General features: G+C 73.9%; 14 protein-coding genes and 1 pseudogene. 9 read left to right on the top strand and 6 right to left on the bottom strand.

The genetic code is table 11. The features are described 5' to 3' along the window. Positions 1-382 precede the first annotated feature (382 nt). Both FRAAL_RS03305 and FRAAL_RS03300 read right to left on the bottom strand, forming a co-directional pair. The gene (locus FRAAL_RS03305) at positions 383-1,885 is read right to left on the bottom strand and encodes an NAD(P)/FAD-dependent oxidoreductase (protein WP_157734113.1); all 1,503 of its coding nucleotides are present in this window, start codon (positions 1,883-1,885) and stop codon (positions 383-385) included. 90 nt (positions 1,886-1,975) lie between these two features. Then, positions 1,976-3,193 (bottom strand): phosphatase PAP2 family protein, encoded by a 1,218-nt coding sequence (locus FRAAL_RS03300; RefSeq protein ID WP_157891973.1) that lies wholly within the window; start codon positions 3,191-3,193, stop codon positions 1,976-1,978. A 523-nt stretch (positions 3,194-3,716) separates the two neighbouring features. On the opposite strand from FRAAL_RS03300, the pseudogene FRAAL_RS31270 reads away from it, so the two are divergent. Beyond that, positions 3,717-4,409, top strand: a pseudogene (locus FRAAL_RS31270) (SDR family NAD(P)-dependent oxidoreductase); the annotation flags it as partial. Between the two features lie 121 nt (positions 4,410-4,530). Here FRAAL_RS31270 and FRAAL_RS03285 read toward each other — a convergent pair. Beyond that, positions 4,531-4,860 carry a hypothetical protein gene (locus FRAAL_RS03285; RefSeq protein WP_011602003.1) on the bottom strand — a complete coding sequence of 110 codons (330 nt, stop codon included), beginning with the start codon at positions 4,858-4,860 and terminating at the stop codon, positions 4,531-4,533. Positions 4,861-5,459: 599 nt separating this feature from the next. On the opposite strand from FRAAL_RS03285, the gene FRAAL_RS03280 reads away from it, so the two are divergent. Then, positions 5,460-6,221 (top strand): SDR family NAD(P)-dependent oxidoreductase, encoded by a 762-nt coding sequence (locus FRAAL_RS03280; RefSeq protein WP_041940124.1) that lies wholly within the window; start codon positions 5,460-5,462, stop codon positions 6,219-6,221. A 358-nt stretch (positions 6,222-6,579) separates the two neighbouring features. Here the strand turns inward: FRAAL_RS03280 and FRAAL_RS03275 are convergent, their stop codons facing one another. Both FRAAL_RS03275 and FRAAL_RS03270 read right to left on the bottom strand, forming a co-directional pair. Beyond that, a complete protein-coding gene (locus FRAAL_RS03275; protein ID WP_011602001.1) occupies positions 6,580-7,548 on the bottom strand; it encodes a TIGR03854 family LLM class F420-dependent oxidoreductase in 969 nt (322 codons plus the stop codon). 261 nt (positions 7,549-7,809) lie between these two features. Next, positions 7,810-9,117: a thioesterase domain-containing protein gene (locus tag FRAAL_RS03270; RefSeq protein WP_050996995.1), complete on the bottom strand. Its 1,308-nt coding sequence runs from the start codon at positions 9,115-9,117 to the stop codon at positions 7,810-7,812. A gap of 258 nt (positions 9,118-9,375) precedes the next feature. On the opposite strand from FRAAL_RS03270, the gene FRAAL_RS35500 reads away from it, so the two are divergent. From FRAAL_RS35500 to FRAAL_RS03245, 6 genes are all read left to right on the top strand, one after another. After that, complete coding sequence (locus tag FRAAL_RS35500; RefSeq protein WP_256804795.1) at positions 9,376-9,504, top strand: hypothetical protein; 129 nt, start codon at positions 9,376-9,378, stop codon at positions 9,502-9,504. Further along, positions 9,501-10,070, top strand: coding sequence for a hypothetical protein (locus FRAAL_RS03265; protein ID WP_011601998.1), 570 nt, complete (start codon positions 9,501-9,503; stop codon positions 10,068-10,070). Before FRAAL_RS35500 ends, FRAAL_RS03265 begins: the two co-directional genes overlap by 4 nt. 235 nt (positions 10,071-10,305) lie before the next feature. Then, positions 10,306-12,306, top strand: coding sequence for a hypothetical protein (locus FRAAL_RS03260; RefSeq protein WP_011601996.1), 2,001 nt, complete (start codon positions 10,306-10,308; stop codon positions 12,304-12,306). 288 nt (positions 12,307-12,594) lie between these two features. Beyond that, positions 12,595-13,758, top strand: coding sequence for a TAXI family TRAP transporter solute-binding subunit (locus FRAAL_RS03255; protein ID WP_041938764.1), 1,164 nt, complete (start codon positions 12,595-12,597; stop codon positions 13,756-13,758). Between the two features lie 77 nt (positions 13,759-13,835). Beyond that, complete coding sequence (locus FRAAL_RS03250) at positions 13,836-15,689, top strand: serine/threonine-protein kinase (RefSeq protein WP_011601994.1); 1,854 nt, start codon at positions 13,836-13,838, stop codon at positions 15,687-15,689. Positions 15,690-15,882: 193 nt separating this feature from the next. Continuing rightward, positions 15,883-18,105 (top strand): serine/threonine-protein kinase, encoded by a 2,223-nt coding sequence (locus FRAAL_RS03245; protein WP_011601993.1) that lies wholly within the window; start codon positions 15,883-15,885, stop codon positions 18,103-18,105. 38 nt (positions 18,106-18,143) lie between these two features. Here FRAAL_RS03245 and FRAAL_RS34520 read toward each other — a convergent pair whose 3' ends face one another. After that, positions 18,144-19,190: a helix-turn-helix domain-containing protein gene (locus tag FRAAL_RS34520; protein ID WP_231861485.1), complete on the bottom strand. Its 1,047-nt coding sequence runs from the start codon at positions 19,188-19,190 to the stop codon at positions 18,144-18,146. A gap of 303 nt (positions 19,191-19,493) precedes the next feature. On the opposite strand from FRAAL_RS34520, the gene FRAAL_RS03235 reads away from it, so the two are divergent. Then, positions 19,494-20,414: a class I SAM-dependent methyltransferase gene (locus FRAAL_RS03235; RefSeq protein WP_011601991.1), complete on the top strand. Its 921-nt coding sequence runs from the start codon at positions 19,494-19,496 to the stop codon at positions 20,412-20,414. Positions 20,415-20,550: the final 136 nt, after the last annotated feature.

Below are 20,550 nucleotides of genomic sequence, written 5' to 3'. Positions count from 1 at the left end.
CCATGACCAGCTGCATACCGAGGGACGCCTGCTGGCGATGTGGCGCGAGGCGGTGATGGAGCACACCGCACACGAGATCAAGGCGGACGAGGCCCGCCGATGGGCCGCCCTCGCAGTGGAGGGCTACCGGCGGCGAGGTAGCGACTTCTCGGCCGAGGAGTCACACCACGCGGCGCTCACCCTCGCTCTCGCCTACCTCCGGGGCGGCCGGCCCGAGCCGGAGGAGGCGGCCCGAATCGCCTCCTCTCTACTCGACGAGGCGCACGGCCGCCGATCGGCCGCCAACCCGAGGGCTAGAGCCCGACAGGGCGGGACATCGCGCCGACGTCGAACTCCGCTCCAGGCCGCCTTGGCGGAACGGGGTGCTGTCCAGAGCCAGCCGTCACCGTCGCCGGGCGACGTCGGCGTAGACGCTCGCGTCGGCGTCGCTGACCTCGGTCCACCTGCTCGTACCGTCCGCGGCGGGGGCGGGGCGGGCGGCGGCGAGGTCGGCCAGGACGGCCTCGGCGGCGCGCCGGCCGGAGAACAGGGCGCCCTGGATCGAGCTGGTGTCCCGATGGTCACCGCACACGTAGACGCCGGACGGGGTGCGCACCGGCCGGCGCAGCACGCGCGGGCTGGTCATGTCGGGCAGCGCCCGCGCCACCGGATAGGTGGCCAGCAGGGTCCACCCGGCGGTGTCGGCGCCGTAGAGGGCGCCGAGATGGGCACGCACGGCCCGTTCGCTGCCGGACTGCGCCGCGGCCGTCGCGTGCGGGTCGGTCAGGCTGTGCGGGTCGGTCAGGCTGTGCTCGCCGGTCAGGCTGAGCGGGCCGGTCGCGCGCAGCGGGTCGGTGAGGTCGAGCGGCCCGAGCGCCGCCGCGGCGGCCGGGGCGTCCTCGGGCACGCCCAGCACCGAGGCGGCGATCAGCGCGGACCCCGGCGGCGCGTACGAGGGCGCCACCTCACTGAGAACCACCGTGTTGACCACCGGTCCGGTCCGGGACGAGCGCGCCGGCTGCCGGGCGTCGACGGCCCCCTCGACGACGAGCGCGCCGCGGCGCAGCGGCGGTTCGTCCGCCCGGAAGTAGTAGGTGGTCACGCCGTGCCAGGCCGGTTCGGTGATCCCCGGCACCAGCCGGGCGGCGGTGGTGCCGTCGGTGGCAACGATCACCGCCCTGGCCCGTAGTGACTCTCCGTCGCGGGAACGTACGCCGCCGCGGGTGACGATGTCGGCGGGACAGTTCAGCCGCACCGTGCCCGGCCGCAGCCGGGCCGCGAGCTGGCGGGGCAGCGCCGCCATGCCCTCGGCCGGTAGCACCGGCGCCCGGCTGGCGAAGCTGCGCCAGACGAGGTGGAAGAACCGGGCCGAGGTCGCGAGATCCTCCTCCAGGAAGATGCCACGCAGCAACGGTGCGAGCACCCCGTCGATCGCGTGGTCGGACAGACCACGGGCCCGCAGCTCCTCGCGGGTGCTGCGCTCGGGCCCGGCGACCAGCGTCGACGGCGGCCGCAGGCGGTCACGTGCCGTGAGGGCCGCCAGCCGGGCCAGGTCCGCGGCCCGCAGTGCCCGGCCCGGGATCAGGCCCGCGAGCGCCTCCGCGCCCCCCATCGGATCACCGAGCACCACCGACCGGACACCGTCGCGCAGCACCAGCCCGCGCAGGAACGGCCGCGGGCGCAGCGCCGGCAGGTCGATCTGGCGCCGGACCTCGGGGTAGGACGGCAGTAGCACCTGAAAGCCGCGATCCAGGCGGAACCCGTCGACCTCATCGGTGCGGACGCGCCCGCCGACGTCGTCGGCCGCCTCCCAGACCACCACGCCGAGACCCTGCTCGGCGAGCAGCGTGGCGGCCGAAAGCCCGGCGAGCCCCGCTCCCACGATCGCCACATCGGCCGTCTGCATGGCCACCACCCCGTGTCCGTGCGCCCGCCGGTCGCGGTGCTCCCACCGCTCTATCTACCCCTGGCCACGGCCCTGTCCCGCCCCTCCTGGCTACGGCCCTGTCCCACCGCCGGGCTCCGGACGCGCGTGCGGCACCGACCGCGCCTCCGGCGGTGCTGCCGGCCGGTCCGGCGACACGGCCGACGCCGACACGGCTGACGCCGACACGGCTGACGACTTCACGGCCGATGCTGGTAGGGCTGGTGCCGGTATGGCTGGAGCCGGTAGGGCTGGAGCCGGTAGGGCTGGAGCCGGTAGGGCTGGAGCCGGTACCGCTGGTGCTGGTACGGCTGGTGCCTTCACGGCCAGCGCCGGCCCGTCCGATGACGGTGCCGGTGCGGGGATCCGCAGGGGTGTCTCGTGCCGGTTCAGCCCGCGCCGGGCCCAGGCGCGGTTGGCCTGGTCGAGCACGACGATCGAGAGCACCACGAGCGAGGAGCCCACGATGCCGTCGAGCCAGTAGTGGTTGGCGGTGACGACCACCACCATGATGGTGAGGACCGGATGCAGCACCATCAGCCAGCGGGCGCGGTGGTGCAGGATCGTGATCACCGCCCAGGCCTCGAGCAGCGACCACCCGACGTGCAGGCTCGGCATCGCCGCGTACTCGTTGGCGATGCCGCCGCTGCCCTCCCCGTAGGGCGAGGGGCCGTAGACCGCGCCGGTGTCGACGAGCGGCACGTGCAGCACCGACGGCAGGAAACGCGGCGGCGCCAACGGGTACAGCAGATGGATGATCAGCGCCAGACCCGTGGTCATGATCAGTACGTTGCGGACACGCGTCCAGTGCCGGCGATGCCGAATGAACACCCACAGCAGCAGCATGATGACCGAGGGAAAGTGAACCAGGATGTAGAACCAGTCCGCGGCCCGGATCAGCAGGTGCGAGTGCAGTGCCAGCCGCTGGACGGCGACCTCGCTGGGCAGGTGCAGGAATCGTTCGAGCCGCCAGACGTCCTTCGCCGCGGCCAGCGCCGCCGGTTCCCGGCCACTGGCCAGGTGGCGGCTGAAGCTGTACGTCCCGTAGAGCACGGCGATGAGCAGGAGCTGGCTGACGGCGTAGGCCACCGCCCCGGCCACCCGGCGCGCCCGGACGAGCGGCCCCGTCGGCGCGCGGGCGCCCGGGTCGATCCCGCCGAGCTGGTCGGACGGCGCGCTGGAGGTTCGCGGCGGCGGGCTGCCCAGCGTCCCCAGACCGTGCCGGACCAGGGGCGAGCTGACCGCCGGACGGCGGCCGTCGGCCGAGTCCGTGGATGGGGCCCAGCTCATCGGTGTTCCTCCCAACGTCCCGCGGCCACCACACGCGCCACGCCGATCGATCCGCGGTGGATGGTCGGCCCAACCCCCGGCCACACCGGACCCGCCACCCGCACGAGACCGACAACCATCGCGAAGCGCCCGGTATGCCCCGCAGCTACGGGCAGACCATCGGCCGGCGCGACCCCACCGGTCACCGTGTCGATGACGACTGTGCTCCTTCGAACCGCGTTCACGCCACGCGATATGCGCTGTCAGACATCTGTCGCAGGAACGATCGCGCCACGACGGAGCCGGTCACGTCACGACACCGACCCACCTGAGGGACGCGCCGGAGAGGGGCCGTGTGACGGCTCCACCGTGATTTGACACCGTCAGTGTCGGATGTTCCACGCTCGGGCGCAGTAGTGGTAGCTCCCCTGTCCGGCGGGGGGACTACCGGACCACGAGACTTCCGACCTCCCACGGCCTCGTCGGGCGGCGAGCAGACGGCCGGGGCCTGGTAGTCCATCGACAAGCACGAGGAGTGATCGACATGTCGGAACTGCGGACGCGCGGCGTGGCGGTCGTCACGGGGGGTGGCCGCGGCATCGGGGCGGCCTGCTCGGTCGCGCTCGCCCGACTCGGCTGGGACGTCTGCGTGGGTTACCGCAGCGACTCCGCCGCCGCCGAGCGGGTGGTGGGGGCGTGCCGGGACCTCGGCGTCACCGCGGCGTCGGCCGCCGCCGACCTCGCGCACCCCAGCGCCGTCACCGACCTGTTCGCCGCCGCGGACCGGCTCGGCCCGGTGACGGCCCTGGTCAACAACGCGGGCGTGGTCGCCCCCGCGGCCAGGATCGACGAGATGGACCACGCGCGGCTGCACACGATGTTCACCGTCAACATCACCGCCGCCTTCCTGTGCGCGGGGGCCGCGGTGCGCCGGATGTCGACGCGCCACGGCGGGCCGGGCGGCTCGATCGTGAACGTCTCCTCCGCGGCCGCGCGCATCGGCAGCCCGGGGACGTACGTCGACTACGCGGCGAGCAAGGCGGCCCTCGACACGATGACGCTGGGGCTCGCCCAGGAGGTCGCCGCGGAGGGGATCCGGGTGAACGGCGTTCGCCCGGGATACATCGACACCGAGATCCACGCCTCGGGCGGGGATCCGGATCGGGCGCGGCGGCTGGGCGCGACCGTGCCACTGGGCCGGCCGGGCCGGGCCGACGAGGTGGCGGCCGCGGTGGCCTGGCTCTGCACGGCGGCGGCGTCCTACGTGACCGGCGCCGTGCTGGACGTGAGCGGTGGGCGGCGACCGGGCCGCCGACGCCGCGGTGGGCTCAGGTGCCGAACCGGCGTGCCGAGCCGGCTCAGCGGGCGCGCTCGGGGCGCAGGATCACCATCGCGTCAGGGTGGCGGCGGGTGTAGCGCACGGCGGCCCGCCGAGGGGAGCCGGTGGCCCACTGGACGCTCCAGTCGACGCCGACGAGGTCGAGCAGTGAACGCAGCCGGCGTTGGAGCTCCTCACGGGTCTCCTCCTCGGCGATCCGCGCGGCGCACATGACCGTCTCGACGCCGAAGGCGCAGTACACCCCCGCGGTCCACCTCGCCCAGCGGGACCAGCGATCCATCGTCGCGATGAGCACGAGATCGGCGTCCAGCCGCGCGGCGAGGTCGGCGGCCAGCAATACATCAGCCATATCCGACAGGTCCCCGAAGCGAACGCCGACCACCACATGGCGTTCGGTCCGAACCCGGGGAGTGACTTCCGTTCGCTCTGCCCGTTCCACGTTTCCTCCCGCGAGGCTTTCCCAGCGTCGTCGATCGACTGTCGGTGTGAACGGGATTGTCTCGCTTCACGGCCTGCGATGTCGGGGTAACCGACTCATCGTCAGTACCCCCTCTACCCGCAGATCATCTGTTCCGGATCGCGTTTGGGCACGACGCCGGCCGCTCCGGCGGGCTAATACCGCCAGATGCCGGATCCGCACCACCCGTCAGCCGCTCACCGTTCCCGGTTGATTGTGGCGGGCGAGACCGGAAAGGGGAAGACCTTCGCGGTACCCATGGGCCCTGGAGTGCTCCCACCAGTGGGCCGAACCGGCCGGTCGTGACCCAGGAGACGCAGGCGATCACCTCCGGTACTCCCGGCGCGTCGGTGGGCCTCACCTGCGACGCTTCCACCATGGCGGGACCGGGTCCGCCGGCGGTTCGCGGCGGGTCCGCACCGACGGGCCACGGATGGCGTGACGACCGCCGCCGGCACGGCGGTGGCAACCTCGGCGCAAAGGAGCTGCAGATGTCGGTGTTGGACCGGTTCCGGCTGGACGGTCGCGTCGCGATCGTCACCGGGGCGTCCTCCGGTCTCGGGGTGGACTTCGCCCGCGGTCTCGCCGAGGCCGGCGCGGACGTGGTCCTCGGCGCCCGGCGGGTCGAACGGCTCGAGGCCACCGCGAAGCTGGTGGAGGCGGCCGGCCGGCGGGCGCTGGCCGTCGCCGTCGACGTGGCCGACCCGGCCGGCGCCGAGCGGGTCGCGGCGGCCGCGATGGAGGCGTTCGGCCGGGTGGACGTGCTGGTCAACAACGCCGGGATCGGGACGGCCGTGCCGGCCCTGAAGGAGACGCCCGAGCAGTTCCGCACCGTCCTGGACGTCAACCTCAGCGGCTGTTACTGGATGGCGCAGGCCGCCGCCCGGGTGATGCGGCCGGGCAGCAGCATCGTCAACATCTCCAGCGTGCTGGGCCTGACGACCGCCGGGCTGCCACAGGCCGCCTACACGGCCAGCAAGGCCGGACTGATCGGGCTCACCCGGGATCTGGCCCAGCAGTGGACCGGTCGCCAGGGCATTCGGGTGAACGCTCTCGCCCCCGGCTTCTTCCGCAGCGAGATGACGGACGAGTACCGGCCCGGCTACATAGAGACGCAGTTGACGCGGGTCCTGGACGGTCGCTTCGGGGAGCCGGCGGAACTGACCGCCGCGTTGCTCTTCCTGGCCTCGGACGCCGGCAGTTTCGTCACCGGGCAGACGCTCGTGGTGGACGGCGGATTCAGCATCACGTGATGCAGCGCGACACGTGATGCGGCGCCCGGAGGATCGTCTCCGTCAACCGTTCGTGTACCGCCGATCGGAGTCCGGCCGGTAACCGCCGGCCGGACCACGAGGCGCCCGGGTTGTCCGGCAAGCCCGGATCGTCCGTGGACGTGGTTCTCCGCGGACGTGGTTCTCCGGGCTCGCCGCCCTCCGGACGGTCTCGCGTTCTCGGTACCGAGTCCGTTCTCCGGACTGAGTCGCATTTTCCGGATGATGTCGCGGTCCCCGGATGATGTCGCGGTCCCCGGATGATGTCGCGGTCCCCGGATGACGTCGCAACCCCCGGATGACGTCGCGGCCTCGGGACGGCGTCAGTTCTCCGGCGGCCTCAATTCTCCGGATGATTCTCCAGTGGCATCAGTTCGGCCGCGAAGGAATCGAGGAAGCTCGGCCAGCCGTCCGGCGTCGTCATCGGATGGATGACGAACTTGCTCACCCCCACCGCGAGGTACTCGCCGATCAGCTCCCGCGCCGCGGCCCACCCGACCGGCAGGAGCCGCGCTGGATCGACGTCGGGGTAGCGCCCCCGCAGTGCCGCCAGCGATTCCGCGGATGGTGGCGCGAAAGCGACGCGCAGGCTCAGCCCGAAGTGATCGTCGTCGATCCGCCGGCCCGCGGCCGCGGCGGCCGCGTTGATCTCGGTGATGCCGGCCGCCGCCTGCTCGGGGCTGACCAGACTTGCCAGCCAGCCGTCGCCGAAGCGGCCGATCCGGCGCAGGGCGGCCGGGGCCGCGCCGCCGAGCCAGATGTCCAGCGGTCGGGTGGGCAGCTCCCCGATGCCGACGTCGGTGAAGTCGAAGAACCGGCCGTGGAAGGTCACCCGTGGCTCGCGCAGCAGCCGGCGCAGCACCTCCAGCGCCTCGTCGAACACCTCGCCACGGCGGCCCACGGTCCCCGGTGTCCCCGCGGCCCGCGACTCGCCGTGGCCCGCCGTCGGCGCGGCCCGGGCCTCGGTCCGCCCCGGCGGGAGCGGGTAGGCGGGCCGGTCGCCCGGCCGACCCGGGGCAAGGCCGAGCACCGGCAGCACCCGGCGCGGGGCGAGCAGCGCCAGCGAGGCCAACTGCTTGGCGAGCAGCACCGGATTGCGGCCCGGCAGCACCGACACCCCGGTGCCGACCTTCAGCCGGCTGGTGCGGCCCAGGGCGAAGGCCATCCCGGCGAGCGGGTCCACGGCGGGGGTGGAGAGCTGCTCGGACAGCCACAGCGAGTCGATCTCGAGCTTCTCCAGCCGGTCCACCAGGGCCGCGAACCCGGCCGGCGCCACACTGCCGAAGCCAATGCCGATCCGGACCTTCATCAGCTCTCCATCCCGGCCCGGATTCCGTCGACACCCGAGCCCCCGCTTCCATAGTGGGCTCCAGGCGAGCGACGTGGGTCACCTTCGCCGCCGTGGGTCACCTTCGCCGCCGTGGGTCACCTTCGCCGCCGTGGGTCACCTTCGCCGCCGTGGGTCACCTTCGCCGCCGTGGGACACCTCGGCCGCCGTGGGACACCGTCCCGGCGCGATCCCGTCCCCGGCGTGGATCACCGTAGCCGAAGCGAGCACCTCGGCGGGCGCTCAGTGGCCGGCGGTGTCGATGCCCGGTACGGCGGCGAGCTCCGCCCGCAGACCGGCGACCACCTCGGCGAGCAGAGGCTGGCGCAGGACCGCCCGGTGGTCCCCGGGAATGCGCCGCAGCGACGCGGGACCGGTGAGCACTCCGCGCCAGGCCTCGATCTCGTCGTGGTCGTCGGCGAGCCAGACGACCGTGCGCCCCTCGTAGGTGTGCGGGCGATAGGTCATCGTGAGGATGCGGCCCTGGTTGTGGAAGATGTCGTAGCGGTGCGTCCCGCGGAAGCGGACGACACCGGCGAGCGGGAGCTCGACGAGCTGCCGCAGCCGGTCGGCCACCACCCGCGGGCTCAGCGCGGGGCCCTCGTCGGCGGCGAGCGGCCCGGGGCCGGCCGAACTCGGGATGTCGGCCGGCCGGTCCGGGTGCCGGCCCTCCAACTGGCTCGTCGGGATGATCGCGCCGGTGCGGGTCAGCCGGGCGGTGCCCGGCAGGTAGGTGTCGATCAACGCCAGCAGGCCCACCTCGTGGCCCGCCCGCCGCAGCAGCCGGGCGACCTCGAGTGCGATCAGACCGCCGAACGAGTGCCCCACCAGCAGGTACGGGCCGGTCGGCTGCAGCAGGCGGAGCTCGGCCACGTGCCGGCGGGCCGCGGCCGCCACCGACCAGTCCGGGATGCCACGCTGTTCGAGGGCGTGCGCCTGCAGGCCGTAGACGCGGCGTTGCGCGGCGAAGTGCCGGGCGAACGGCAGCAGGGCGATCGCGGGTGCGCCGGCCTCGGGGAAGCAGAACAGCGGGGTGCTGCCGGGCGCGGCGGCGGTCAGTGGCACCACGGTGGGATGGCGGTCCGCCTCACCCTGCTGGGCGGCCCAGATCGCGGCAAACCCGGCCGGCGTGCGGGCCGCCACGATCTCCGACGCCGCCAGGACCACCCCGAACTCGTCGCGCAGGATCGCCGCGAGCTCGCCCGCGGCCGCCTCCCCGCCGGGGGCTCCCACGACGTCGTCGTGCGGGCCGGTGGCGGCGACCCCGAGCACGCGGGCCCACAGCAGTGTCGCGGCCATCTCGTACGGGCCGTCCCCCAACGGGTCGGCCGCCGGGACCGACCCGGCGGAACGCGCAGAAGCCCGGACGACCTCGGCAGCCACAGCGACCTCCGACGACGCAGCGACCTCCAACGACGCGACGGCCTCGGGAGCCGCAACGACCTCCGAGGCCGGGACGTCGGCGAGAGCCGTGCCGGTATCGGCGCGGTCGGGACTCGGTGACGCGGAATCGGGCAGCCGATCGGCCGCGGACGTGCCCAGCAACGACATCACCCCACAGGACTATGCGAAGGCCACATTGAACACCAGTGTCGGACTAGCCCGACACACCCGTCGGTGCCGTCCGGCGCGGCCGGCGTTCCCTGGGGCGCGCCATCCTGCACAACCGGCGTCCGCGCCCCCGCGGCCCCCCGACCAGCGGACGACCGGTCCGGGGCGGCCAGACCGACCCTCACGCCGCGATGCGGCGGGCCGCCCGGTCCCGAGTTGCCATTGACGCCGGCAGGCCCCGGCGGTCACCGTGGACAGGTGGGTGATGTGGGCAAACCCGAACGGATCGTCGAGGACGAGCCGATCAGCTTCCCCGATGCCGAGCCGTTGACGATCCCGGCCGTCCCGGCTGCCCCCGCGCCGGAACCGGAGCCGGTGCCCGGGTGAGCCTGCTCGGCTGGCGCCAGTGGGCGGTGGACGGCCAGGGGCAGCTCCGCCCGGCCTGGACGCCGTGGTCGCCGTTTCCGCCGGGCATGCTCCTGTGGCGGGCCGACGGCATCACCCAGGCTCGCTGCCTGCGGACGAAACGGCCCGATTCGGTCGCCGCCGGCGAACCGCCGCCGGCGCACCACCGGGTGCCGGACGACCACCGACGGCCGCACGAGCGCCGGCTGCCGGACGAACAGCGGGTGCCGGACGATCACCGGGTGCCGGACGAACACTGCCTGTGTGGCCTGTACGCCTGGCGCACCCCGGAGATCCTCGCCGCAGCGCGCAGGCCTCGCTGGACCGCGCTGCCCTGTGTGGTCGGCGTGGTCCGGCTGGGCGGCCGGATCATCATCGGCGAGCGGGGTTACCGCGCGGAACGCGGCTATCCCGTCGCCGTGCTCGACCGCCACGGCGTCGTGTCCACCAGCTACGCCGTCGCGAGATATCGCACTTTTTCCGCCCTCGTCGCCGAGTGGACGCCGTCCGGGTCCGAGGCGACGGGCATCGATCAGATAGCCGGGTGAATCCGGTCAGATAACGCGCCACCGCGGCCGATGTGCCGCCAGCCGGTCGGGACGCTCCCACTAACGGGTATCTCCTGCGGGACCACTCCCACCAACGCCGGTCACACTGCGCACCGAATCCGGTGCGCTTTGCTCCCAATGGAGGTAGCCGGGGCGGATATCGTCGGCAACGTCACGCATCCCGACGTGTGCGGGCAGCGCGTCGGACCGCGGGGCACGCGAGGGGGGTACCGTCGTGACCAGCTCCGAGATCAGCAGTACCGGAACCCCACCCAGGGGAGCTCCGAAGGCCGGCAGCCCGCGGTCCGCGGCCGCCGGCGCATACCCGACGGTCACGCCCGCCGGGCAGCGGCACCTCTCCACGGCGGACGCCCGCAGCCGGCGGCGGCTGGTGCCGCTCGCGGTGGCGCTCGGCTACCTGGCCCTGTCCGTCTGGATCTTCCGCGCGAGTTGGCACCATCTCGGGAAGGTCACCTACGGCGGCAATGACGCCTACCTGTTCTCCTGGTTCCTCGGGTGGACGCCGCACGCGCTCGGCAGCGGACTCGACCCGTTCCTGACCCACCACCTCAACTCTCCCACCGGCGCGAACATCCTCTGGAGCACGCCGGTGGTGCTGCTCGGCCTGCTCGCGGCGCCGATCACGCTGCTCGGCGGTCCCGTGACCACGCTGACGGTGCTGCTGACGATCGCCCCCGTGGCCAGCGGCCTCGCCCTGTTCTGGGTACTGCGCCGCTGGGTCCGCGACGGCCCCGCCACCCTCGCCGGCCTGCTCTACGGCTTCGGGCCCTACCTGATCGGCAGCTCCTACGGCCACCTGCACCTGGCGTTCGCTCCGTTCCCGCCGCTGGTCCTGCTGCTGCTCGACGACCTGGTCGTCCGCGGCCGCAGCCCGCGACGCACGGGGATCCTGCTGGGGCTCGCGGTCGCCGCTCAGGCCCTCGTCGGCGAGGAGATCCTCGCGACCACGGCGCTGGCGGCGGCGGTCGGGCTCGCGGTCCTCGCCGCCCGCAACCTCGCGGTGGTCCGCGAGCGGCTGGGTCCCGTGCTGCGCGGCCTCGCGACGGCCGGGCTGGTCGCCGCCGTCGGACTCGCCTGGCCGCTGGGCGTGCAGTTCTTCGGCGGGCAGCGGGTCCACGGCTCGATCCAACCGTCCGGCATCGCCGTGACCGACCTGTGGAGCTTCGTCACCCCGACACCGCTACAGGAGATCGCCCCGGATCTCGCCCTGCGGCACAGCCTGCGCTTCACCGGCAACGCCGTCGAGGTGGGCGGCTACCTGGGTGTCCCCCTGATCCTGCTGGCCCTGGCCGCGGCGGTCCGCGCGCGGCGCCACCCGCTCGTGGGCATCCTCGCCCCCGTCGGCCTGGTGATGGCGATCCTCTCCTTGGGCGACCATCTGCACGTCGACGGTCGCACCACGGCGATCCCGCTGCCCTGGCTGCTGCTCGGGCGGGTGCCCGTGCTCCACAACGCCCTGCCCTCACGGTTCGCGCTGTACGTGATGCTGTGCGTGGCCGCCGTGACGGCCGTCGGTCTGGACCGGCTGGCGGACCGGCTGGCGGACCGAGGCCGGCGCGCGGCCGACGCGGCGGGTGTCCCACCCACGGACGGCACGTTCCCGGACCTGGGCAGCCCCGTCGGCGGACGCGGTCGGCATCAGGCCGACGACCGGTCGTGGCGGTCGCGGCGATCGTGGCGGGCCGGCGGGCCGGATGGATGGCGCGGCCGGCTCGCTCGATCGGGCGCCGCCCTGGTGACCGCGGGGGCGTTGGCCATGCTCGTGCCGGCTCCGTTGCTCACCACCCCGGCCCACACCCCCCCGTTCTTCACCGGCGACGGGGTGCGGCAGATACCGGCGGACGCCACCGCTCTCGTCGTCCCCTACCCGCATCCCCAGCAGGCTCAGGCGATGCTGTGGCAGGCCGAGGCGGACTTCCGCTTCGTCATGCCCGGCTGCTACTGCACCGTGCCGGGGCCGACCGGCCGAGCCTCGTTCCACGGCCCCGGCGACGCCCTGACCTCGGCCCTCATCGACATCGACAACGGCATCACGACGGCGGCGGCCGTCTCCGGATCACCCCAGGTCCGCGACGCGTACGACCGGCTGTCGCCGGACGCCGTCGTGCTGGGACCGGCCCGCCGGCCGGCCGAGCTGCGCGCGCTGCTGGCCAGCCTCGTCGGCCACCCGCCCCGGCACGTCGGCGGGGTCGACCTGTGGTTGCCCGCCGGGTGACCCGCCGCGGGCACCGCCCGCACCGACGCCGACCGCACCGACGCCGACCGCACCGATGTCGACCGCACCGATGTCGACCGCACCGATGTCGACCGCACCGATGTCGCCCAGCGGACAAGCCGAGCACGCAGAAGAATCGCCGCCGGGAAGGGTTTGGCGAGAAGCTGACCGAAGGACGGACAATCGCGCCGCCCCGGCCGGGAACCCGCTACGAGGTTTCCTCTACGATCTCCCGCATTCCGCGACCACGGTTGTCGGCGGCGAACAGTCCAGAGCGGAGGACGCCCGGTGTCGACGGATCAACCGGCGGGCCGCCAGCCGCAACGTCTGACCCGACGCCAACGCGCCGCCGCGGGCGGCGTCGTCGTGCTCGCCGTCGCCGTCGCCGTCGTCCTCGCCACGACATCTGCGCGTTCCTCGGCGGCGGACGGCTGGCCGCCCACCGGCCGCTCGGCCTGCAAATCCGTGCAGATCTTCACCGGCAGCGTCGGTTCCCCGTACAACCAGTTTGCCCGGGTACTCCGTGCCCGGCTGGAGGCGGCGCCGGAACACTTCGACGTGGACGTGGTGGAGACGGCCGGTTCGACGCAGAACATCTACGACCTGGAATCCCCCGAGCCGCCCCACTGCGGGCTGGCAATCGCCCAGCTCAACACCACCGTGGACGCCACCGAGGGGGTGAACCAGTTCGACCCGACCCGCGGCGGTCAACCGGTGGCGGGCCTGCGCACCCTGGGGCCGGTGCACCGCGACCTGCTGCACGTGATCGTCCGGGACCACCCGCTCGGGCCCGGCGACCCGCGGGTCGACAGGCTGGCCGACCTGTGTCACCGGACCATCGCGGCGGGCCAGCCGGGCTCCGGTGTCCGCCAGATCGGCGATGTCCTGCTGCGCGTCGGGCTGCCCAACTGCCACCCCGACCTCGACGACTCGTCCATCGACGACGCACTGCGGCGGCTGTCGGGCGGCCGGGTGGACGCGGTCATCTGGGCGGGTGGCGCGGGCACCCGGCAGATCAGGAATGCCATCAGCGCCGGCGCCCGACTGCGCCTGCTCGATCTTTCCGAGTTCCGGGCCCCGATCACGAAGGACTGGAACACGTTCTACGGCAACCGGGAGCACTTCTACGCCGGTGAGGTGTTCGGCGCCGGCGGCCTGGGCCCCGCGGACTACGCGGGGATCCGCCCCATCCAGACCGTCACGATTCCCAACGGCCTGATCGCCCGCACCGACACCGATCCGGCGCTGGTCCGCCGGGCGACCGCCGAGCTGTACCGGGACCAGGGCGACTACGAGGCGGCGCTGTGGGGCACCAACCCCGCCCACCGGCGTATCCCGGACGCCCTGTCCATTTACGAAGGCCCACTTTTCTGCTATATACCGCTGCATCCGGCAGCCGCGGAATACTACCTTCGAGAATTCCGGCGGGTACCGAGCTGCGGCACGACCTGACGTGACCGGCACACGCACACGCACACGCATGGTGCCCGAAGGCGGGGCCGCCGGAGACTGGGGCTAGAGGACACACCGTGCTGAGACCACTGACCGACACCGATCCCCGGATAATGGGGCCCTACCGCCTGCACTACCGCATCGGCGCCGGCGGCATGGGCGTCGTCTACCTCGGGTTCGCGGACGAGGATCGGCCGGTCGCGGTGAAGGTGCCGCACGAGGCGTACGCCAGCGATCCGGAGTTCCGCGCGCGGTTCCGGTCGGAGGTCACAGCCGCGCGGCACGTCCAGGCCAGCACCGTCGCCAGAGTGATCAATGCCGAGGTGGAGGGCTCGCGTCCCTGGCTGGCGACGGAGTACGTGCCGGGTCCGACGTTGCACGCCGCCGTGTTGGAGCACGGGCCGCTCGTCGACCGGCATCTCGACAACCTCACGATCGGGCTCGCGGCCGCGCTGGAGGCCATCCACGACGCCGGGGTGGTGCACCGCGACCTGAAGCCGGCGAACATCGTGATGTCCTGGACGGGACCGAAGGTCATCGACTTCGGCGTCGCCCGCTCCGCCGAGTACACCGGCTATACCCAGGCCGGCGAGCTGGTCGGCACGATCGCCTGGATGTCCCCCGAGCAGCTCGACGGGCAGATCGCGGGCCCCGCCGCGGACATCTTCGCCTGGGCCTGCTGCGTGGTGTTCGCCGCGACCGGGCGCCGCCCGTTCCGCGGTGAGACCCAGGAGATCGTCGCGCTGCGGATCGGGGCGGCCGAACCGGATCTTGACGGCACCCCCGACCGGTTGCTCGACGCGGTCTCCCGCTGCCTGGCGAAGGATCCCGCCCGGCGCCCGGCGGCCGGCGAGCTCGTCCGCCTGCTCTCCCGCCGGTTCTCCCAGCCCGCGACCCCCGGCGACGAAAGAACGCCGCCCGATCCGCCGACGATCACGCCCCCGCCGCCCGATCCCCCACCGCCCGATCCGCCGATCATCGATCCCCCGCCGATCACGCCCCTGACGATCGAGACGCCGAAACCTGATCCCCGAGGGCCCGGCGCGCAGGACGCCGAGAATCGCGACCGCAACCCCGAGAGTCGCGGACCCGTCCCCGAGGATCACGACGTGACCCGGTTGGCGCCCCCCGGGCCGCCGCCAACCCCACCACCCACTCCGTCGCGACCCACCCCGCCGCGACCCACCCCGCCATCACCTACCCCGTCGCGACCCACCCCGCCATCACCTACCTCGCCGCGACCCACCCCATCGCGACCCACCCCGTCGCCACCACCGCTCCCGTCACCACCCACCCCGTCACCGCCACCGGTCCCATCACCACCCGCTCCGTTGCCACCACCGGTCCCTGCCGGAGCCGCCGACGACGAGCGGGCGGAGGGTGATCTTCCCGTCCCACCGGCTGCGCCGACGGTGGTCCGGCCGCCGTCCTTGCCGCTCGGGATGCTGGTTGTGCTGCTCACCGCCGGCGGGCTCGTCGGCGCGGTCGGGATCTGGGCGGCGGGCACCGCCCGGGCGGGCCACGCGGTTCTCGGCCCCGCGGCCGCCACCGTCACCGGGGCGGTCTGCGCCCAGCTGCTGTTCCTGAGCAACCGGGCGATCGGTGCCGCGGTCACGGTCCTGGCCGCCTTCGTCGGGTCCGGCGGTGGTGTGCTGCTGGCCCGGTCCCTGGACGTCGGCGAGCCCGGCCGGGTGCTGCTGTGCGTGGCGGTGGCCCTGGTCGTGGCCGCGACCGGCGCGTTCGCGATGCTGCCGCCCCGCCCGGCCACCACCGGCGCCCGCCCGGAGCTGGCCGCCGACCCGGCCGCGGGTCCGGCCGCCGCGGGTCCGGCCGCCGCGGGTCCGGCCGCCGCGGGTCCGGCACGTGATCCGAGGGCGCCGGGGCAGGACGCCGACGACGCCGGACGCTCCCTGCTGCGCCCGGCGCCCTGACCGCCGACGGCCGGCCGGGGACGGGTACCGCCGGCGCCCGTGCCGCGGGTGACCGACACCATGGCGCCACGACGAAGAAGCAGATCAGCATGGACGCGCCGACCGGTGCCAAGCGGCGGCCCCGCGCCGGTCGTGATATTTCGGTTCACCTGGGAAGCTGGCCTGCGACAATGAACGAAGCCAAGGGGGTGTCGTGGCTGCCGTTCCGGTAGGCAACCGCGTGGTGGCGGGCCGATATCGACTTGTCGCGCGTCTGGGTGCGGGTGCGATGGGGACGGTCTGGCGCGCCTTCGATTCCGTCCTGGAGACCGAGGCGGCGCTCAAGGAGATCGAGTTCGCCGGCGGTGTCGCGGGCGCCGAACGGGCGGACCGGGTCGAGCGGGCGTTGCGCGAGGCGCGGCACGCCGCCAAGCTGCGCGGCCATCCCCACGTCGTCACGATCCTCGACGTCGTCCTCGAACACGGCCTGCCCTGGATCGTGATGGAGCTCGTGCCGTCCCGCTCCCTGTTCGAGGTCGTGCGCGACGACGGGCCGTTGCCCGGCGCCGAGGTCGCCCGGATCGGGATCGCGATGCTCGACGCGCTCGTCGCCGCCCGCGATCACGGCATCGTCCACCGCGACGTCAAGCCGTCCAACGTGCTGATCGGGACGGACGGCCGGGTCGTGCTCACCGACTTCGGCATCGCCACCGGCGACGGCGATCCAACGCTCACGGTCACCGGCGTGCTGGGAACCCCCCTCTACATGGCTCCGGAACGGCTCGACAACCGGCCGGCGACCTTCGAGGCGGACCTGTTCAGCCTGGGGGGCACGCTGTACTACGCCGTGGAGGGGCACCCGCCGTTCGAGCGGGACAGCTTCGGCGCGATGCTGGCCGCCATCCTGCTCCACCCGCCCGCCCCGACTCGGCGGGCCGGCGCCCTCGGCCCGGTGCTCGACGGCCTTCTGGCGAAGGATCCCGCCCAGCGGTTGACGCCGGCCCGGGCCCGGGAACTGCTCGAGCAGGCCGCCCGCTCCCGGCCGCAGCCCGGGGTGGGCCGCGTGGACGCCCTGTCCTGGCACCTGCGGTATTCCGCGCCGCCCGGCGGAGGCAGTGCGGCGCCGGGCCGGTTCACCGGTTCGCTACCGGAGGCCCCGGCGGCTCCCGGCTCGCTGCGCGCTGCGAGCCCCACCGGCGCGGGCGGGCCGCCCGGCGGTGTCGACGACTGCGACGAGGCGACGCGGGTGGCGGGCCGCACCAGCCACCAGCCACCCCCCGGTCTGCCCCCGACGCGGTTCCCCGAGCCGCCGGACACCCCCGGCGTCGCCGGCCCACGAGCGACGTCGGCCGTCGCGCCGGATCCCGGCGACGCGGAGGCGCTACCCCGGCCCACCGAACCGGCGATGCCCACCGAACCGGCAATGGCAGCCGAACCGGCGATGCCCACCGAACCGGCAATGGCAGCCGAACCGGCGATGCCTACCAAACCGGCGATAGGAACCGGACCGGCGATGCCCGCAGAACCGGCGATGGATCGCCCGGCGGCGCCGGCGGAGCTCACCGCGGTGGAGCAGGACGGCGCAGTGCTGCTGCGCTGGGCGCCGTCGGTCACCCCGGGGGCGTCCTACCGGGTGTCGCGGGTGCTGGCGGATCCGTCCGCGCCGAACGGCCGCCGCGAACGCAGCCTGGGCATCACCACCGGCACCGAGCTGTTCGACGCCGGGGCGCCCAGAGGCGTCCCGCACTGGCACGAGGTGGTCGCGATGGTCACCGGCGCCGCGGGCCGGCTGCGCTCGACGCCCGTCCGCACGCCGACCCGCACGCTGCTGCCGCCGGTCACCGCGCTGCGGGCCAGCATGTCCGACAACGCGGTCGCGCTGTCCTGGCGGCCCATGCCGGAACGCGACGAGGTGATGATCGAGCGGACGTTCGCCGAGACCTCGCCGTTGTCGGGGGCGAAGCGCCGGTTCCGCGGCACCGCCGGCTACTTCCTCGACGAGGACACCGCGCCCGGCGCGGTCTACCGCTACCGGGTCTGGGTGGCCGGGTCGGACAGCTCGGACGCGCTGGCACCCTCCGGGGCGGCGGAGGTGGTGGTCAGGGTCGTCGCCCGTCCGCGGCCGGTGCTCGACCTCGAGGCGCGCACCACGCTCGGCGGGACCGTGCTGCGGTGGACGACCGTGCCCGGCGCCATCGTCCGGATCTACGCAACGGAGGCCCCCGAGCAGGCCGGGCTGGCCGGAACCGGCCCGTTCGGCCCAGCCGACCACGAGGTCGGCGTGGGCTCGCTGGAGGGCCGGGCCCGACTGGTCGGGGAGAGCCGCCGCGGACGCCTCGTCGACCGGCAGGCAACCGACACGGTCGTCTACACGCCGATCACCATCGCCGAGGACCGGGCCGTGATCGGCGCGGCGGTCAGCCACAGCGAGCTCTGACCACCGCCGGAGCCGGCGTCAGTCCGGCGGGGCCGGCGTCAGTCCGGCGGGCGGCCGCCGGTCAGCGCCGTGAGCCGGGTCGACGCGAGCAGCAGCCGGTCGACCATGGCCGCGCGCCCGGCCGTGTCCAGGGTTCGCGCGGCGACCAGACCGACGGCCACGGCGACCCGACCGTCGCGACCGAACACCGGCGCGCAGATCTCCCCCACGGGCCACGACTTCGCCTCGTCCGGATCCAGAATCTCGTATTCCCGCTCGGCGAGGGTCCGCAGCAGCTCGTCCCGCTCCCGACGCGGGCCCGGGTCGGCCGGGGCGTCCGCGACCTGGTCGACCACGTCTCGCAACCGCCAACGCAGCGCGTCGTCCGCCGTCACCGAGTAGCCCCGTGCGCGCACTGCGTCGAGGACCCGCCGATGCCGGCACGCCGGCTCCACCGCCCAGGCGGGGTCCGGCACGACGCCCGCCGCGAACGCGTCCGCCCGGACCTCGCCCGCCGACACCCCGCCCGCCCCGGCCGCCCTCTCCGCCTCGCCCGCCGGGGCGGTGTCTGCGCAGGTCTCGGGGGTGACGTCGGCGAGGAAGCCAGAGGCAGGGGTGGGGCCGGCGGCGGGGAGCCAGACGTCGACGGCGGCAGGGGGCGCCCAGGCCAGGTGCACGGCGCCGACCGGCGGGCGTAACGGCAGCGTCTGGCCGACCCGCATGGACAACCCGAACAGGGCGGAGCGGGGGACGCGTGCCAGGACGAGCAGACTGCCGGCGAAGGTCGTGGTCGCGAACGTCTCGAGGTCGAGGTCCGCGGTCAGCGATTCCAGCTCCGCACGGGCCAGCCGCACCAGCCGCGCCCGGTCCCCGTCTGCGGCGGCGACCGCCAGCGCCGAGGGGCCCAGGGCATACGTGCGGTGCCCGTCGTCGCGGTGGACGAACCCCTGCTCGACCAGGGCGAGCAGCATCGCCTGGCAGGTGCTCTTGTCGATGCCGACGGCCCGGGCCAGCTCCGAGAGCGAGTAACCGGTCTCGCCGTGCCCGCCGAGGAACCGCAGCAGGCGGCCGACCCGGGCGGCGGACCCGGACGGCTTCACGCCCACCGTGACGACCTCACCACCGCGCCACCGGCCGCTACGGACACCCCGCCCGTACGCGCCCCACCCACAGCTCGCACACCGATCCCGACCGCTCCGACCTCGACCGCTCCGACCCCGACCGCCATCAGCGGGCCTCCCCATCGTCAGTGATGTTGCGGTATGACCCGGATCATCCCCCGACCGCGCCGGCCGAGCCAGCCGCCGGAGGGCGCCCGGGCGCGCGGGCCACTGCGCGGCGAGGAGTCCTGCCGGTGGCGGGCGCCCCGGCGGGTGGCGGCGCGCGCCCGGATGCCAGCATGAGCCACCGTGGGCAGCCCAGAAAACGACGCCGCGACCAGCGGCACGATCGACAGCACAGACACGATCGACAGCACAGGCACGATCGACAGCACAGGCACGATCGACGGCGGGGACGGCGAGGAGCAGCCACCCGCCTACGGGTACCTCGATATTGATCCCGAGACCGCCCGGCGGGCCAGCCGCATCTACTGGGACGACGCGGCCGCTGACTACCAGGCCGAACATGGTGCCTTCCTCGGAGACAGCGACTTCTGCTGGAGCCCCGAGGGACTGCGCGAGTCCGAGCTCCGGCTGCTCGGGGACGTGGCCGGCCGCACCGTCCTGGAGGTCGGATGCGGCGGCGCCCAGTGCGCGCGGTGGCTGCGGCGTCAGGGTGCCCGGGTGGTCGGCTTCGACCTGTCCGGCGGCCAGCTTGCCCAGGCCCGCGCCTACGCGGCCCGCACCGGCATCGAGGTGGCGCTGGTCCAGGCCGACGCGGTCGCGCTCCCGTTCGCGGACGAGAGCGTCGACGTGGCCTGCTCCGCGTTCGGCGCGGTCCCGTTCGTGGCCGACAGCGGGGCGGTGATGCGCGAGGTCGCCCGGGTGCTGCGGCCCGGCGGGCGCTGGGTGTTCTCGACGACTCATCCGTTCGTGTGGTGCCTGCCGGACGATCCGGACGAGAACGGGCTGCGGGTGTTCCACAGCTACTTCGACCGGCGCGCCTACACCGAGCACGATGAACAGGGCCAGGCGATTTACACGGAGACGCATCGCACGATCGGCGACCGGGTCCGGGAGATCGTCGCGGCCGGACTGATCCTGCACGACATCATCGAGCCGGAATGGCCGGCCGGCCAGGAGCGGACCTGGGGGCAGTGGGGGCCTGTGCGCGGCGGGTATGTGCCCTCGACCTCCATCTTTGTCACGAGCCGGCCGCCGGCCCGCTAGTTTCGCCCTCGGGGAGGTGTGAGGACGACGACTCCGGGCAAACCCCCCTCAGACGTCACCGGACAAGCCGGAATTAGCACGAACACCGGTCCGGAAACCGACGAAGGGGAGGCACCATCATGAAGATTCTGCGCCG

Origin of the sequence: Frankia alni ACN14a (assembly GCF_000058485.1) — a bacterium.
Lineage (GTDB): Bacteria > Actinomycetota > Actinomycetes > Frankiales > Frankiaceae > Frankia > Frankia alni.
This window is presented reverse-complemented; position numbering and strand designations above follow the sequence as displayed.

Coding starts and splice junctions, on each gene's coding strand:
- FRAAL_RS03305 (WP_157734113.1), bottom strand. CDS start 1,885: ATGCAGACGGCCGATGTGGCGATCGTGGGAGCGGGGCTCGCCGGGCTT.
- FRAAL_RS03300 (WP_157891973.1), bottom strand. CDS start 3,193: ATGAGCTGGGCCCCATCCACGGACTCGGCCGACGGCCGCCGTCCGGCG.
- FRAAL_RS03285 (WP_011602003.1), bottom strand. CDS start 4,860: ATGGCTGATGTATTGCTGGCCGCCGACCTCGCCGCGCGGCTGGACGCC.
- FRAAL_RS03280 (WP_041940124.1), top strand. CDS start 5,460: ATGTCGGTGTTGGACCGGTTCCGGCTGGACGGTCGCGTCGCGATCGTC.
- FRAAL_RS03275 (WP_011602001.1), bottom strand. CDS start 7,548: ATGAAGGTCCGGATCGGCATTGGCTTCGGCAGTGTGGCGCCGGCCGGG.
- FRAAL_RS03270 (WP_050996995.1), bottom strand. CDS start 9,117: ATGTCGTTGCTGGGCACGTCCGCGGCCGATCGGCTGCCCGATTCCGCG.